The sequence below is a fragment of the Pasteurella sp. XG20 genome (assembly GCF_018968665.1).
GTDB classification, from domain to species: domain Bacteria; phylum Pseudomonadota; class Gammaproteobacteria; order Enterobacterales; family Pasteurellaceae; genus Pasteurella; species Pasteurella multocida.
Genome location: NZ_CP076656.1, coordinates 909,905 through 924,520, shown reverse-complemented (window position 1 = coordinate 924,520; position 14,616 = coordinate 909,905). Strand labels below are relative to the sequence as shown.

The window sequence follows — 14,616 nt, the reverse complement described above, 5'->3', positions numbered from 1 at the left end:
ATGGAATTTTTTGCAATTTTAAATCAAGACAACGCCGAGCGTATCTTAAGATTTAATATCGATGAAGAAGCAAAGCAACGGATGACTACAATTTTTGAGGAAAGTCATCAAAAATTTTTACAATATAATGAGCATGTCTCATTTAATGCTGATGAAACGTTAACTAGAACAGAATGCTTTTATATCGAACAATTTGAAACAGGTCTTGATTTTAGTTTTGTAAGAAATAACCCTGAAGGTATTCGCGAATTATATCTAGGTAAAAATGCTGAGTTGGAATATATTGTGGCTGTTATTGCCTTAACTGAAAGTAATGAAATCTTAATACAAAATTTTAACCGCCGTAATATTGTTGATTTATCTAGAACTTTTTGGACGAATCCGTTTACACCTAATAATCAATTTGTCGCTGCAAGCTCTGACGGAATTGCTTTAGACGACAAACTTATCTCGATACTTTCCCCAACCAATACAATCTACTTTAGATCTTTCAATGTATTACGTCATATTTTTGAGATGGATCACTATTTCAAGGAGGCAACACAAGAAGAAATTACAGCTTTTATTGAAAGAGATAGCCATTTTGAAGTAAGTGGCGGATTTGATTTGTCACAAATTGACGACACTGTAGTAAGAACCAAGGTTGCCATCATAAATAAAAGCCAAATTTTAGAAGACTATAGCGTAAAAGATTTGATTGAAGCAGCAGGTAGCATAGAGTATCAACTTCCTGTTAATGAAGCGAAAAATAAAATAGCAATGCCAAATCATAAAAAGCAATTTAAAGATCTATTGCAGTTTCTTAGTTCTAATATTTACAAAGATGCAATCACTCAACAAACGCGTATTGCTAAAAGTAGTCGGCTATATATTCCAGAACCAGTCACGAAAATACAAAATTAAATATTAAGTCCGCATCAAGCGGGCTTTTTCTTTACCTAAAACTCCCATTCCCCACCTCTTTTCTGTGACATAGCTCACAAATCCAGCAATTAATCAAAAAATTTCAAAAATATTTTTCTTTGGAAATCAACTTTTTACTAAACATTATACAAATTTTAACTAAATTTTACTAAACAACCTCTTTACTAAACATTTAGTATTTGCTAAATTGTCCACAACAAAACGAGATACACATCTCACGCTCTTTAAAAATCTACACATCACAAGTTAATCAAATATAGCCTTATTGATTAAGTAATCTGTGATTGCGACACAATTTGGTTAAGTGGATTAAGGTTACTTGATTAAGACCTCCACGCTTGGCGAAGTAAATCAAGACTTATTTAAAAGCGCATTCAAACAAGTAAGTGTGCTTTCAAATGAGAGAGAAAGGAGCAAACGATATGAAAGTATCAAAAATGCTAAAACAAGCAAAACGTCTTAGAGAAAGACAAAAGCAGTTATGCAGTAAAAAGCAGTCTAATCGCGTTAATGCGGCTTTGATTGATGTTCCAGTTAAAGCTAAGAAATTAAGCGATATTGCTAATTACAACTGCAATAAAGGCAAATCTAGTGCTAATACAGTGAGAGCTGTACAGAAACGTAGATTGGGTTGTAGAGAGTTGGTTTAATCACTCCCCTTGTAGCTTGGGCAAGGTAAAAAAAGCCAAGCAACTATCAATAAAGCGCACTCAAAGAGTGTTTTCTATTGATATTACAAAAGCAGTTGTTAATTACCAGTCCGCCCTCTCGAAAGAGGGCTTTTTTTGAGGTGAAAAATGAACACATACGCAAAATTCGCACCAACAGTTTTTGTTGCCAAGTGTACTGAAAAATACAACAAAGGTGATGTAGCAACCATAACTAGCAAATATGGAAAAGAAACCGAAGTTGTTATTCATAACTTGGTTAAACAAGTTGGAAATACGTTCTTTTACTCATTCACTCGCAAAGATGGCGAAAACAGCCAAACTTACGCAGTTAAAAAAGCGGAGCGTTATCAGGGTTATGCGAATAACGCATTAAAGCTTAGTCAGCAATATTGCGAAGCGGCGAATGAAGGGCGCGAATTTTTACGGTTAGCCGAGCCGATTAAAGTCGGTCATCACAGCGAAAAACGCCACAGAGCTTTAATTGAGCGAAATAATAAGCGAATGGATAAAGCGGTGGAAGAAGCTAATAAAGCTGAAAGCTATGATGACAGAATTGAATACTGGCAAAGAATGGCTGACAAGATTGATTTATCTATGCCGGAAAGCCTTGGGTTCTTTCAAGTCAAATTAGAAGAGGCGAAAGCCAAACATCAGGACTTAAAGGATAATCCAGAGAAAAGAGAACACCCATGTTCTTTGACTTACGCTAGGAAAGCAGTAAATGACTTAGAAAAGAAAGTCAAGCTAGCGCAGGTATTATGGGGATAAATAATAGCCACCACATAAGTGGCTTTTTTATTAAGGAAAACAAAATGAAATTCAATCTATGGAATATTACAGGCGCATTCTTAATTGCGCTTATTTTGGGTGTTAGTTGTCATCCAGTATCAGCAAACGAACAAGAAACGGATTATTACAATCACTATCTGAGTGCTGAAATCAGCAAAGAACAATTAGCTGAAATGGAACGCGAAGCGAAAGCTGAATGGGCACAGGAATACGGTGATATTCCCCCAAACTTGGCAAGCGAACAGCTAATTTATCTCAGAGTTTACGCAATGGAACAACAGGAGTTTTTAAATGGTACGCGTTAGAAAGAAAGGTGATAAAACGCTCTCCTACTCTATCGAACCCCATCCAAAAGGACTGGGGTTTGTTGTTTATGAGCAATTTGGAAAAAGCAAAACATGCTGGCAACGCAATTTTGCTAGCAAGGATTTATGCGAAACAGCAATAAAACAATGGCAGAAAAGCAGAGAAGAATTTCTAAATGCTTCTTGCAAGCCAGCAAGACAATTTTACATTTGACGGATTTCAGAAAATGAAAAATAGACGATTTTTGCCCGCTTGGCAGTGCGATAGTGCTGATGACTATTACGCACAGTTTGAGCAGAAAAAAGAACCAGAAGACGATCCTGATGATTTAGATAATGGTCAGTTCGTTGAGCAAGATATCAGATACCACAACGGTGGCAGGGGTTAATTATGACCGAGCAAGTGAATAGACAGAAAACAGATCGCATTTATGAAATGAAGAGAAAGAAAAAATTGAGACAGCTTAAAAAGTGGATCTTTAACGGTGAAATTGACACTAACTCAATTTATCGAATCTTACAAAAATACAACACAACATTTCCATTCTAAGAGGTTGAATCATGAAAGTTTATATTGATATTGAAACCATCCCAACACAAAACAAAGATTTCCAAGAATATGTGTGCGAGAACTTAAAACCACCTGCCAACTATAAAAATCAGGAAACGATTGATAAATGGATGGCTGAAAATAAAGACGAAGCGGTAAATAAAACATCTTTAGATGGTGCTTTTGGTGAAATTGTAGTTATTGGTGTTGCGATTGACGATCAGGAACCGGTGCTTTTCTATCGCGAGGATTGGCAAGCAGAAGACCGAGAAATTGATATCCTGCAACGTTTTAATGACTACTTACGAGAACATGCAAACAAATCTATGACAGCTCCTGTTTTCATTGGTCATAACATTGTGAATTTTGATTATCGCTTTATCTTCCAACGTTCAGTGATTAATGGCGTGAAGCCTTATTACACTCAAACCAAAATAAACACTTTTGACACGATGACAGAATGGGCTGGATATAAAGGCACTGTATCACTAGACAAGTTATGCAAAGTGCTTGGTATTGAACAAAAAGGCGATATTGACGGCTCGAAAGTTTGGGATTTTGTGCAAGCAGGCAAGATTAATGAAGTCGCAGAATATTGTGCAAAAGATGTTGAGCGCGTGCGAAAAATATATAAACGAATGACATTTCAAGATTAAACCATAAGCTGCTTGATTAGCAGCTTATTATTGGAGAATAAAATGAGCATTTATCACAAGTTAGCACAAGCTAGAGTTAAATTACAAGATAAAGGTTTGGAAAAAACAGGTAAGAACAGTTTTATAAAAGTAAAAGTTTATAAAACAGGAAAAGATGGCAAAACATTCACTTCTGATGAACCAATGCTCTATTTTGAATTAGGCGATTTTTTGCCAGAAGTTAACAAAATTTTTGAAGAATTAAAAATGTGTAGTGTAGTTAGTTTCACAGAGAAATTGGCAACGCTCACTATTTTTGATTCAGAAAGTGATGGGAGAATTGAATTTACTTCGCCAATGCCGACTGTTCCTACTTTAACAAAAGATGGTTCGCCTATAGCGTCAAACAATCTAATACAATCAATAGGGGCATTACAAACATATCAAAGACGTTATTTATATATGGCTGCCTTAGAGATTGTGGAATGTGATGCAATAGATTCTCAAGATTTCAAGAAGGCTGAAGATACCCCAAAGCAAAAATCGCAAAGCAACTCAAAGCCACCAACCCAGCAGAATATGAGTTCTGGTCGAACTAAAAAGTCTTTTAATGAAATGGTTAATGAGAGATTAAACCAATGCAAGTCAAAAGAAGAATTGACCAGTCTTTATGATCAGTTCATCAAATGGGTTGAAGAGAAACATCCAGATAAAGTGGATGAGTTTAATATTATGTACAACGACAAAGTATTGAGTTTTATGTAAGGAGTAAATAATGGCTGGGGTTAATCTTGTAATTATTTTAGGAAATTTAGGAAACGATCCTGATATCCGCACAATGCCAAATGGCGAAGCAGTGGCAAAAATCAGCGTCGCAACTAGTGAAAGCTGGATTGATAAAAACACTGGCGAGCGCAAAACACAAACAGAATGGCACTCTATTGTGTTCTACCGTCGCCAAGCAGAAATTTGCGGTCAGTATCTCAAAAAAGGATCGAAAGTGTATGTGGAAGGGCGTTTAAAAACTCGTAAGTGGCAAGACCAAAACGGGCAAGATCGCTACACAACTGAAATCCAAGGTGACGTATTGCAGATGTTAGACAGTCGCCAAGATTCGCAACCGCAACCGCAAGCACAGGCACCACAAAACAACGCTTATGCGAATGCGAAAAGTGGAAAGCCAGCGCAACAGGCTTATAGTTTTGAAGATGATAGCATACCTTTTTAGGATGAATAAAATGAGAAAAATTATTCAGATTTGTGAATCAGCATCAGCAAGCCATGCTTTTGGTGATTGCTGGAATTTGACCGCATTATGTGATGATGGTTCTGTATGGGTTATTGATGGAATTTGTGATTTTAAAGGTAATCCAAAAGAATGGAAACGTCTACCTGACATTCCACAAGACGAACCACAAACAGACACAGAACAATAGCCACTTTAACGAGTGGCTTTTTTTATTAACTAAAAAAACTGGAGTTCCAATGGTGACCATAATCAACTTAATGCAAATCATCACTTTAGGGTTCGCTTTCTTTGTTTTATTAAAAGCGAACAAATATTTAAACAATCAAATTAAGGAGAAAAAATAATGTTCTTTCTAGGTTTTATTTTAGGTGCAATGTCCGCAGTTGTGGCACAACAATTTTTAAAACAATACACAATTAAGAAAAAGGAGAATAATAATGATTAAAGGCGTTGTTAGTGGAGCTGTATTATTTTTCGTAGCTATTTTAGGTTTTATGTCAGTTTATTCTGTGGACGCGGGCGAAACGGCTATTGTTACTCGATATGGTGAGATTATTGACACTAAAACATCAGGGTTGAATTGGAAATCTCCTGTTGAAGATGTAACTTACTTCTCCACCCGTGAAGCCAAATACGACTTTGGTGAGTTCGATAAAAAGACAGGTGATGTAATTTCAGGATTGTCCGCTTATACGTCAGATCGCCAAACCGCAACGGTAGCACTTACAGTCACTTACCAAATCACTAACCCTGAAGAGGTTTATACAAAGTACAAAACTACCGAGAACATGATCAATACCTTAATGGCTCCACGAGTTCGCCAACAGCTTGAAATCGTCTTCAGCAAATACACCGCAATGACAGCCGTTGAACGCCGTGGTGAATTTGCCACCTCACTTCGCAAAGAAATTGCCGACACGTTCAAGGGCTACCCCATCGCTATTAATGACGTACAATCGGTGTTTAACTTCTCTGCTGAATATGAGCGTATGATTGAAGACAGTGTAAATAAAGATGTTGCCGTTCGCAACAAAGAACGAGAAACTCGTATTGCAATTGAAGAAACAAAAGCGCAACAAGTGAGAGCGGAGGCGGAAGCTAAAATCCGCATTACTCAAGCAGAAGCGGAGGCAAAACAACGAACACTGCAAGCAGATGCCGAAGCGCATGCAATTAAGGTAAAAGGTCAAGCGGAGGCAGATAGCGCGAAGGCATTAGCTGAAGCTTTAGCCAAGAACCAAGATTTAGTTGCACTTAAAACTGCTGAAAAATGGAATGGCGTACTACCAACCTACATTCCGCAAGGTACAGTAATGCCATTTGTTCAATTGCCACAAAAATAATAATTTGATATCGCCACCACTACGGTGGCTTTTTTAGTAGGTGAAAATTATGGGTGATATGGGAGAGGCTTTTAGGGATTACAGTAAGTTCCAAAAAGAAAAAAGAAGAAATAACCTCATATACAACACTGATTTACTAATCAAATCTGGGGTTAATTTTACTTCCAAAAATGGCGGTGTTCACCTCATTATTGAGGTAAACAATATGATATTGGATTTCTACCCTTCCACTGGCTTATGGTGGGATAGAAACAACAAAGGTAAAAAATATCGCGGTGTAAAAAACTTACTGCGTTATATCAAATCTATTTAAAAAGAAATTTATTAATTTTGAGGTAATAAAATGAACATCCTGAAAATCTATCAAAATAACCCTGACACAGTATTCGTTGCACGCAACGGTGTTCGACTCAAAGTACACACCCATGATTCCAGTGACACTCGTCATCCGTTCAAAATGGTTATGCTAAGCGGCGAAGCTGACTACCGGGTAACAAATGAGGGTAATACTTCCAGTATCTCAGATTTCGACGTCGTCGACTATGAACAGCCACAACAACCACAAGTTTTTTCCGTTGGTGAGTATGTAACACGTGACGGTCGTAAAGCCACTATTTACCACGACCTAAGTGAGAGTTTTAAAATGTGTTACCCACTGTTTGGATACATTGACGGCAATGAGGACTACGACACGTGGACGAAATGCGGTGAGGGTATTATGGGTGAAGCAATGCCTTATGACCTCGTAGGTCCATGGGTGGAGCCACAGCACACCATCACGGTGAACGGTAAGGAATTCTACCCTGTAAAAAACCCGAAAGATGGGAAAAGACACTTCTATGTATCTGTCGCAACGCAAACAGTAGCGCACTCTACTACATGGAATGTAAAAAACCCAAACATTCTAGATGCGATGTTAGTCAACCTTAACCTCGTCTATCGAACCGGGGAAGAAGCTCAAGCATTCCTTGCCGAAATAATTAAACCTAATGCGGAGGTAAAGTATGCCTCAAATTAAAGATAAAGCAGTTATTAAAATTCCACATAGTCAGTTTAAGGCTATGTTCATTAATCATATCCGCTATTGTATGACACGCCATAGCTACTTAGTTACACAAGGCGTTCAAGATGTTAAGCATTATTGGAATATCTTAGAAAGCAGTGAGAAAAACTGCATTAAACGTGATATTTCTGAGCACTTGGATTTTTACAAATGCCAGAAAGATAGCGATGAATTTGGTGATGATTACAAGGTTTGGGAAGATTTACTAACTTGGTGTATGTCGCAAGATAAACAACCACAGCCAGTGGTAAACACTATTCCGATTATTGGTTATCGATAGTCAGTTATCAAGTAATACTTAAATACTGAACAGCACGCAATAGCGTGTTTTTTTACATCTAAAAAAGGAAAAATTATGGCTAGAAAGCAGTGGCGATTAGTTGAAAACACCGTGCCGCTAGAAAACGGTGAGTATTTATGTGCAATTAATTTACCCGGTAAAGGTAAACACTATTTTATCTCTACTTATTCAATCGAAGCGGGATTTTCTTTCGATGTAACGATGAAAGAGAAAAGATTAGAGCAAAAGGTTGTGGCTTGGTTGCCTATTCCTAAATTGAGTTAGAGAACATTATGGATAAATTGAGGATCAACTATGTTTTGGTTTAAAAATGCAATTATTTATCGTCTAACTAAAACGTTAGACTGGTCAACAGAAAAATTACAAGAAGCGTTACAAGGATTTAAATATATTCCTTGTGATAAATCTGAAATGAGTCGTTTCGGTTGGACTAACCCAATCCACTGTAGTGAGTTACTCTATCACGCGGCAGAGAATAAAATTCTGTTGGTGGCAATGAAAGAAGAAAAAATCTTGCCAGCTCACGTTGTCAATAACGCACTAAACAAGCGCGTTGCAGAGCTTGAGAAGAAAGAAGGGCGCAAGTTAAAGAAAGTGGAAAAGCTATCGTTAAAAGATGACGTTATTGCAACACTTATCCAACAAGCGTTCAGCAAGTATAAACAGACTGCGCTTTTCATTGATGTAGAAAAAGGCTTGATTTATGTCGACGCAAGTTCTTACAAGCAGTCAGAAGATGTATTGGCATTGTTGCGTAAAACGCTCGGATCGTTGCCTGTCATGCCGTTATCTTTCGTTAAAGAGCCGTGTTTTGTTATGACGTCATGGGTAACAGCAGATAAAACTCCTGAATGGCTAGATTTGCAAGGCGATAGTAAATTAATAGACTTTAATAGTAATGGTGAGGCTGTTTTAAAAAATCAAGACTTCCATTGTGAAGATATTCAAGGTCTGCTTATTGCTGGAAAACAAGTTCAATCATTACGTCTTGACTGGGATGAGAACTTACAGTTTACACTTAATGAAGACGGCACGTTTAAACGCTTGAAGTTTGCGGACAACGTGCTTGATAAAAACGACGACATTTTGAAAGAAGATTATACACAGCGTTTTGACGCTGATTTTATCTTAATGACAAGCGTTCTTTCCGAGCTAACAGAAAATCTACTGAATGAATTTGGCGGAGAGAAAGAAAAAGAATAAGCCACTTGATTGTGGCTTTTATTTTTGGTTCAGGAGTTAAAAATGAGTGCAATAGAAATGGAGATAATAGCGGATGGTATTCTTCTGACTATTATCGGTTTAGTCCTTTTAGTCGCTATTTGCAATAGATAATAGGTGGAACTATGACAGAAACAGTAACAATCACAAAAGAAGAATATGAAATGTTATTAGCTAATACAAAAAGAATGAATTTTCTTGAGCGTTATCGACCGTCGATGACAAAAGACTGGGAAGAAGAAGGAGTTGAATTTTCAGTTGATACACACGGAATAATTGATACTTTGCGCTACGGTAGAGTAACAGAATGCATTGATGGTGCAATCAATGATATGCGAGAGCTTCAAACAGTGTTTTGGGTAGGTGAAGAAACTGAAATATATGCTGCACGTTCACTTGAAGAGTTGGTTCTAGAAAAATGGTTCACTGAAGTAGAGATGGAAGAATATAAGCGCGAGGGTGCTTGGGGTGTAGTCACTGATTTAGACAAAGAGCTTAACGTCTTCAATGAAGAGACGGGGCTTAAAGAGAAAACAACACTTAAGCAATTATTAGAAGATTGCGTAAGTTTTCCAACACTATTACTTACTAGCTACAATTGAGGTGGGTTATGGCAGAAGAAAATAACGGCTGGATTAGTGTAAAAGATAGATTGCCAGAAGAATATCAAGATGTCTTAGTTGCGTTTTGGACTGGTGGCAATTACGGGATTAGTTTCGCTACATACAAAAAATATGACGGAGAGATGGCATTTGTCGAACCAAATTACGGATATTACGGTATTGATGAGGTAACAACTAAATGTGATTTTTGGAGACCACTTCCACAGCCACCGAAAGACTAAGGATATTTACAATGAATGATCAACGAATAGCTTTGGTAAAAGCCAAAATGCTTATTAAAAAACAGAAAGAACTCACTGAAGCTCAGAAAGAGCTTGAGAAACTAAAAACAAAATACGCAGAGGAATTATGTCCGATTAAAATCGGTGACGTTGTGAAAGCCGATGATTTTAAAAAATCTGATATTAAAATCTCTTCCGTTTTTATTAGCTATATCACAGAACAACATATTGTATTTATGTGTCGGGGCGTAATGAGAAATAAGGACGGAGAATTTGGTAATAGAACTATTTCCAAAAGAGTTGAATTAAAAATATAAACCGCAGAAATGCGGTTTTTTATTCCCATAAAGAAAGGATTAGAAAATGAAATACAGAAAAAAACCAGTAGAAATTAAGGCTTGGCAGTTCACTAGAAGTAATTTTGAAAACGGTGTTCCAAAACCGTTTAACCATCCTAATGTGACTTTAGGATATTCTCATATACCTAATGAATTAGCAGGTAAAATTCAAACATTGGAGGGTGTGATGACAGCTCGAGAAAACGACTGGATTATCCAAGGGGTTAATGGTGAATTTTATCCATGTAAACCAGATATTTTTGAAAAGACTTATGAGAAAGTTGAGGATTAGTTGATTATGAAACCATTTGACTTAGAAAAAGCCCTAGCCGGTGAGCCAGTTGTGCTTAGAAATGGGAGCAAAGCATTTATTGCAAAATCTATACCGACTGAGCATGTAAAAAAAGAAGGTGAATTAATTGGCTATTTGGTTGAAGACTCAAAATTTCACAGCTGCGCAACATGGACAAAAGATGGTAAATACAATCCATGTTTTAGCTCACACATCTACGACATAATCGGAATGTACGAAGAACCACGTCCAACAGTAACACTTACTTTGCCATGTCCAATTCAAGAACCTCAAGAAGGCATGTGGTTTATTGATGATATTAATAGTGAAAATCCTATCGGTAAATCAGAATATACTCGAAACAATCATATGCATTGGATGAAGCTAAATCATCGTAATCTTTATTTAGGTGTTTACTTCGCATCTAAAGAAGACGCTCAAGCTTGGCTTGATGCCATGAAAAATGCTCGGAGATAGGAAAATGGGAGATCGTCCAGAATTAATTGTTTGTGCAGCAATCCAATTTGAAGTAAGAGTGCCGCTAAAAGAACGTAATAACGAAATGCTTTATTAAGCCGTCTAGCACGGCTTTTTTATTTATAGGAGGATTTATGGAAATTAATATTTATGATGAGTTCCTTAGCCCTTTAGAAATTTCGCATATTACAGGTTATTCGCAACCTAAAAGACAAATACAAAGACTCAATCAACTTGGGATAGCATTTATTCCACCTAATGGAAACACCAAGCACCCTATTGTTAGACGTGACTATTCAAACAAGAAAGCACGCAAATCGAGTGTTGCTAGCGAACAAAAAGCAAGAGTAGTATGGAGATCTAATGTATTAAATCAAGGAGGTTGATATGGGACGACCTAGAAAAAAAGAATATCAAGGATTACCTCAAGGGCTAGTTTGTAGAGTGAGAAAGAAAGCCAATGGAACAAAAGTAATGTATTACTATTACACAATGGCAAACAAAAAAGAAAAACCTCTTGGCAAGGATAAAAAACTTGCTGTATTAGAAGCTGCAAGACTAAACATACAGAGCAATCAGGTAAGTGCTAAGATTTTATTTATTGAGGTACTTTCACGCTATGAAAACGAGATTGTGCCAACCAAAAAGGCTAAAAATACTCGCAATTCAAATATTCAAGCAATACGCAAGTTAAACCAATTTTTTGGCGACCCTCCTATTCCACTTGAAGATATAGAGCCAATCCATATAAGAGAATATCTTGAATGGAGAAAGGATGTAAAACCGACAGCAAATATCGAAATCGGGTTGTTTAATCATATCTGGAATACAGCTAGAGAATGGGGGTATACAAATTTAATCAGTCCATCTACGGGAGTTAAAAAGTATAAAGTTCAATATAGAGATATTTATGTTGAAGATTACATTCTCGATAAAATATATGAGTGTGCTTCTGATGATATGAAGGATATTATTGATGTTGCATATTTACTAGGACAGCGCCCCATTGATGTTGTGAAGATCCATAGCACTCATATTTATGATGGGTTATTACACATCACACAACAAAAAACAGGGAAAAAAATCAGATTTGAAGTTATAGGGAGGTTAAGTGAGATTATTAAGCGAAGAATTACCGAAGAAAAACAATGGTTATTTGTAAATAAATGGGGTCGTAAATTAGAAAGGAGATCGCTTACAGACTACTTCAAAGAAACACGTAAAGCTGCAATGGAAAAATATCCTGAATTAGCTGATGAGATTGCCGTTGTTCAAATGAGAGATTTAAGAGCTAAAACAGCTACAGATATTTCATTAAAAGTTGATGATGAGTTAGCAAGAAAACAACTTGGTCACTCTTCGTCAAAAACAACACAAATATATATCAGAAAAGACAAGCCTATAAAACCCATAAAATAAAAATGCTCACCTTAACTAAAAGATGAGCATTTATGTCACAAATTATTTCCGAAACCATTTTATAGAAAATTGATTTTGTTCACTATTTTTAGTGAAAAATCCAATGTATTTTCGGAAATAAAAATAGGTTAAAGGCTTTTAAAGCCTAGATTACACTCTTTTGAAATCGATATGAACTAATTTTGGTTTGAATGGGTGACGTTGCATCGCTTGTGCTTTCACTGCAACTTCTTTCCCTTCAATCACTAATGTAATAACATCAGTGTAGAATGCATCATGAACTTGTGCGTTATTTAAATCATCGTGGTTTAAGACGATTGAAACAGGCGCTTCGCTACCACCGTAAACGATTGCAGGAATTTGACCATTATGACGCAGGCGGCGGCTCGCACCCTTACCTTGCGATTGACGAACTTCAGCATTAAATTTAAACATTTTTCGCTATCTCATAGTTAATAGTAAAAGACAAAAATCGCAGGCGACCCAGCGATTTTCCATAAATCAGCTCAAAGCAAGCTACTTTGAGGCGCTAGATTATATTTGATTTGCCCCAACAAATCAAACAGAAAATACTACTGACTTTTTTTGCGACTTTATGCAAAAAACGCGCTAGAATAGCAGACCGTTTTTTATTGTAAATTGAGTGCTTGTAATGGATATCCTAATTTCATTTTTCTCTGATTATGGTTATTTTGCCGTCTTATTTGTACTGATTCTTTGTGGATTCGGTTTGCCGATTCCAGAAGATATTACTTTAGTGTCTGGTGGCGTGATTGCGGGTTTATACCCAAACGATGTCAATGTCCATGTCATGCTAGGGGTGAGTATGTTTGGCGTATTGGCGGGTGACTCCTGTATGTATTGGCTAGGACGTTTTTATGGCGCCAAAATTTTACGCTTTCGTTTCATGCGTAAATTAATCACCGTCAAACGTTTAAGGCTCGTCAGAGAGAAGTTTGAAAAATATGGTAACCGTGTATTGTTTACAGCACGTTTCTTACCCGGTCTTAGAGCGGTGATTTATATGGTATCGGGAATTACTCGCCGTGTCAGTTATACGCGCTTTTTACTGATTGATTTCTTTGCCGCCATTATTTCTGTTCCCATTTGGGTTTATTTGGGCTTTTTCGGTGCACAAAATTTAGATTGGTTACATGAACAAATCCACAAAGGTCAACTTGTGATTTATATTTTAATTTTTGCCTTGGCGATTTTCCTATTATGGAAATGGAAAAAGAATAAAAAAGCCAAAATGAATATGGAATAAGTTCATTTTCCGATCAAAAAAAGCGTTTTGTGAAAGATAAAACGCTTTTTTTGCCTTGAATGTTACACTACTCTGCTAAAACAGTTTCCATATAGGTTAAGCGATCGAGATTATGAATATAACGTGCTAAGTCTTGTTCTTCCGGCTTATGTAAATACGGAATTTGCCCCAATAAAGGAGCATCAATTTTTTCACTGAGCAAATCAATAATCTCGGCATAATGTCCTAAACAGGGATTAATTCGATTAGCAATCCAACCTAATAATGGCAAACCTTTCTGTTGTATAGATTCAACCGTTAATAACGCATGGTTAAGACACCCCTCTTTAATTCCCACGACCAATACAACAGGCATTTGATGTGATTTTGCCCAATCTGCAAAGCAATACGTTTTATTAATGGGCGTTAGCCAACCATAGCTGCCTTCGACTAAAACAGATTGATACTTTTGATTTAAACGAGCTAAATCCGCATCCATTTTTTCAATGCGAATATGTTTACCTTGAACAGAAAAAACGGGGAGGCTGTGGCGAAAGGTATAACTATTGATTTCCTGATAACTTACTTTTTCGTGAGTTGATTTCATCAGTGTTAGCACATCACTATTATCTTGTGAATCGTAATCACTTTCTGCGGCTTGTTGATTTTCCATATCGGTATAAACACATTCTTCTCGACTAAAGGCAACTGGTTTATAGCCCACAATTTGGATACCTTGATTTTGTAAAGCTTGTATAATGGCTCGACTTGCGACTGTTTTACCTACATTAGTATCCGTGCCTGTCAGAAAAAAACTGCTCATGGTTTATCCCCTTGTTATTTCTTAATGCGAGATCTTAAAGCAATCACGCAAAAAAAATGTTGAGATAACACAACTTTTTCTCAGAAATTATTCCCTTTTAGCGCAGGAGGAAAAATAAAAAAGCAC

At 36.8% G+C, this 14,616-nt stretch carries 25 protein-coding genes; 23 read left to right on the top strand and 2 right to left on the bottom strand.

All coding sequences use genetic code 11. The annotated features are described in order from the left end of the window. The 22 genes from KPF51_RS04170 (at position 1) to KPF51_RS04065 (ending at position 12,421) form a co-directional block, all read left to right on the top strand. The gene (locus KPF51_RS04170) at positions 1–903 is read left to right on the top strand and encodes a hypothetical protein (protein ID WP_061406091.1); all 903 of its coding nucleotides are present in this window, start codon (positions 1–3) and stop codon (positions 901–903) included. Positions 904–1,346: 443 nt separating this feature from the next. Further along, complete coding sequence (locus tag KPF51_RS04165; RefSeq protein WP_064702807.1) at positions 1,347–1,574, top strand: hypothetical protein; 228 nt, start codon at positions 1,347–1,349, stop codon at positions 1,572–1,574. Positions 1,575–1,721: 147 nt separating this feature from the next. Beyond that, complete coding sequence (locus tag KPF51_RS04160) at positions 1,722–2,363, top strand: DUF3560 domain-containing protein (RefSeq protein WP_064702808.1); 642 nt, start codon at positions 1,722–1,724, stop codon at positions 2,361–2,363. A gap of 44 nt (positions 2,364–2,407) precedes the next feature. Next, a complete protein-coding gene (locus KPF51_RS04155; protein WP_064702809.1) occupies positions 2,408–2,689 on the top strand; it encodes a hypothetical protein in 282 nt (93 codons plus the stop codon). Positions 2,690–2,865: 176 nt separating this feature from the next. Then, the gene (locus tag KPF51_RS04150; RefSeq protein ID WP_064702810.1) at positions 2,866–3,078 is read left to right on the top strand and encodes a hypothetical protein; all 213 of its coding nucleotides are present in this window, start codon (positions 2,866–2,868) and stop codon (positions 3,076–3,078) included. Positions 3,079–3,250: 172 nt separating this feature from the next. Next, positions 3,251–3,895: a ribonuclease H-like domain-containing protein gene (locus KPF51_RS04145; RefSeq protein ID WP_064702811.1), complete on the top strand. Its 645-nt coding sequence runs from the start codon at positions 3,251–3,253 to the stop codon at positions 3,893–3,895. 42 nt (positions 3,896–3,937) lie between these two features. After that, complete coding sequence (locus KPF51_RS04140) at positions 3,938–4,639, top strand: ERF family protein (protein WP_064702812.1); 702 nt, start codon at positions 3,938–3,940, stop codon at positions 4,637–4,639. A 10-nt stretch (positions 4,640–4,649) separates the two neighbouring features. After that, the gene (ssb, locus tag KPF51_RS04135; RefSeq protein WP_064702813.1) at positions 4,650–5,102 is read left to right on the top strand and encodes a single-stranded DNA-binding protein; all 453 of its coding nucleotides are present in this window, start codon (positions 4,650–4,652) and stop codon (positions 5,100–5,102) included. A gap of 10 nt (positions 5,103–5,112) precedes the next feature. Then, positions 5,113–5,310 carry a hypothetical protein gene (locus tag KPF51_RS04130; RefSeq protein ID WP_064702814.1) on the top strand — a complete coding sequence of 66 codons (198 nt, stop codon included), beginning with the start codon at positions 5,113–5,115 and terminating at the stop codon, positions 5,308–5,310. 250 nt (positions 5,311–5,560) lie between these two features. After that, positions 5,561–6,466: an SPFH domain-containing protein gene (locus tag KPF51_RS04125; protein ID WP_064702815.1), complete on the top strand. Its 906-nt coding sequence runs from the start codon at positions 5,561–5,563 to the stop codon at positions 6,464–6,466. 49 nt (positions 6,467–6,515) lie between these two features. After that, on the top strand, positions 6,516–6,779 hold the full coding sequence (locus tag KPF51_RS04120) for a hypothetical protein (RefSeq protein ID WP_064702816.1): 264 nt from the start codon (positions 6,516–6,518) through the stop codon (positions 6,777–6,779). A 30-nt stretch (positions 6,780–6,809) separates the two neighbouring features. Continuing rightward, positions 6,810–7,484: a hypothetical protein gene (locus KPF51_RS04115; RefSeq protein ID WP_064702817.1), complete on the top strand. Its 675-nt coding sequence runs from the start codon at positions 6,810–6,812 to the stop codon at positions 7,482–7,484. Beyond that, positions 7,471–7,809 (top strand): hypothetical protein, encoded by a 339-nt coding sequence (locus tag KPF51_RS04110; protein WP_064702818.1) that lies wholly within the window; start codon positions 7,471–7,473, stop codon positions 7,807–7,809. Before KPF51_RS04115 ends, KPF51_RS04110 begins: the two co-directional genes overlap by 14 nt. A gap of 75 nt (positions 7,810–7,884) precedes the next feature. Next, positions 7,885–8,094: a hypothetical protein gene (locus KPF51_RS04105; protein WP_064702819.1), complete on the top strand. Its 210-nt coding sequence runs from the start codon at positions 7,885–7,887 to the stop codon at positions 8,092–8,094. Positions 8,095–8,124: 30 nt separating this feature from the next. Then, positions 8,125–9,033 carry a recombination-associated protein RdgC gene (rdgC, locus tag KPF51_RS04100; protein ID WP_064702820.1) on the top strand — a complete coding sequence of 303 codons (909 nt, stop codon included), beginning with the start codon at positions 8,125–8,127 and terminating at the stop codon, positions 9,031–9,033. Positions 9,034–9,176: 143 nt separating this feature from the next. Next, positions 9,177–9,653: a hypothetical protein gene (locus tag KPF51_RS04095; protein WP_064702821.1), complete on the top strand. Its 477-nt coding sequence runs from the start codon at positions 9,177–9,179 to the stop codon at positions 9,651–9,653. A gap of 8 nt (positions 9,654–9,661) precedes the next feature. Next, complete coding sequence (locus KPF51_RS04090; protein ID WP_064702822.1) at positions 9,662–9,895, top strand: DUF551 domain-containing protein; 234 nt, start codon at positions 9,662–9,664, stop codon at positions 9,893–9,895. Between the two features lie 11 nt (positions 9,896–9,906). Then, positions 9,907–10,212, top strand: coding sequence for a hypothetical protein (locus tag KPF51_RS04085; RefSeq protein ID WP_064702823.1), 306 nt, complete (start codon positions 9,907–9,909; stop codon positions 10,210–10,212). Positions 10,213–10,258: 46 nt separating this feature from the next. Beyond that, positions 10,259–10,525, top strand: a complete 267-nt coding sequence (locus KPF51_RS04080; RefSeq protein WP_064702824.1) for a hypothetical protein — start codon at positions 10,259–10,261, stop codon at positions 10,523–10,525. Between the two features lie 6 nt (positions 10,526–10,531). Beyond that, a complete protein-coding gene (locus KPF51_RS10815) occupies positions 10,532–11,002 on the top strand; it encodes a hypothetical protein (RefSeq protein ID WP_064702825.1) in 471 nt (156 codons plus the stop codon). A gap of 134 nt (positions 11,003–11,136) precedes the next feature. Continuing rightward, entirely contained in the window at positions 11,137–11,388 is a 252-nt protein-coding gene (locus KPF51_RS04070) for a DUF4224 domain-containing protein (RefSeq protein WP_052719234.1), read from the top strand. 1 nt (position 11,389) lies between these two features. After that, a complete protein-coding gene (locus KPF51_RS04065; RefSeq protein WP_064702826.1) occupies positions 11,390–12,421 on the top strand; it encodes a tyrosine-type recombinase/integrase in 1,032 nt (343 codons plus the stop codon). Positions 12,422–12,571: 150 nt separating this feature from the next. Here KPF51_RS04065 and rplY read toward each other — a convergent pair whose 3' ends face one another. Further along, positions 12,572–12,856 carry a 50S ribosomal protein L25 gene (gene rplY, locus KPF51_RS04060; protein ID WP_005716009.1) on the bottom strand — a complete coding sequence of 95 codons (285 nt, stop codon included), beginning with the start codon at positions 12,854–12,856 and terminating at the stop codon, positions 12,572–12,574. Positions 12,857–13,073: 217 nt separating this feature from the next. On the opposite strand from rplY, the gene KPF51_RS04055 reads away from it, so the two are divergent. Then, a complete protein-coding gene (locus KPF51_RS04055) occupies positions 13,074–13,688 on the top strand; it encodes a DedA family protein (RefSeq protein ID WP_005726503.1) in 615 nt (204 codons plus the stop codon). 67 nt (positions 13,689–13,755) lie between these two features. Here the strand turns inward: KPF51_RS04055 and bioD are convergent, their stop codons facing one another. Beyond that, on the bottom strand, positions 13,756–14,490 hold the full coding sequence (gene bioD / locus KPF51_RS04050) for a dethiobiotin synthase (protein ID WP_005756707.1): 735 nt from the start codon (positions 14,488–14,490) through the stop codon (positions 13,756–13,758). Positions 14,491–14,616: the final 126 nt, after the last annotated feature.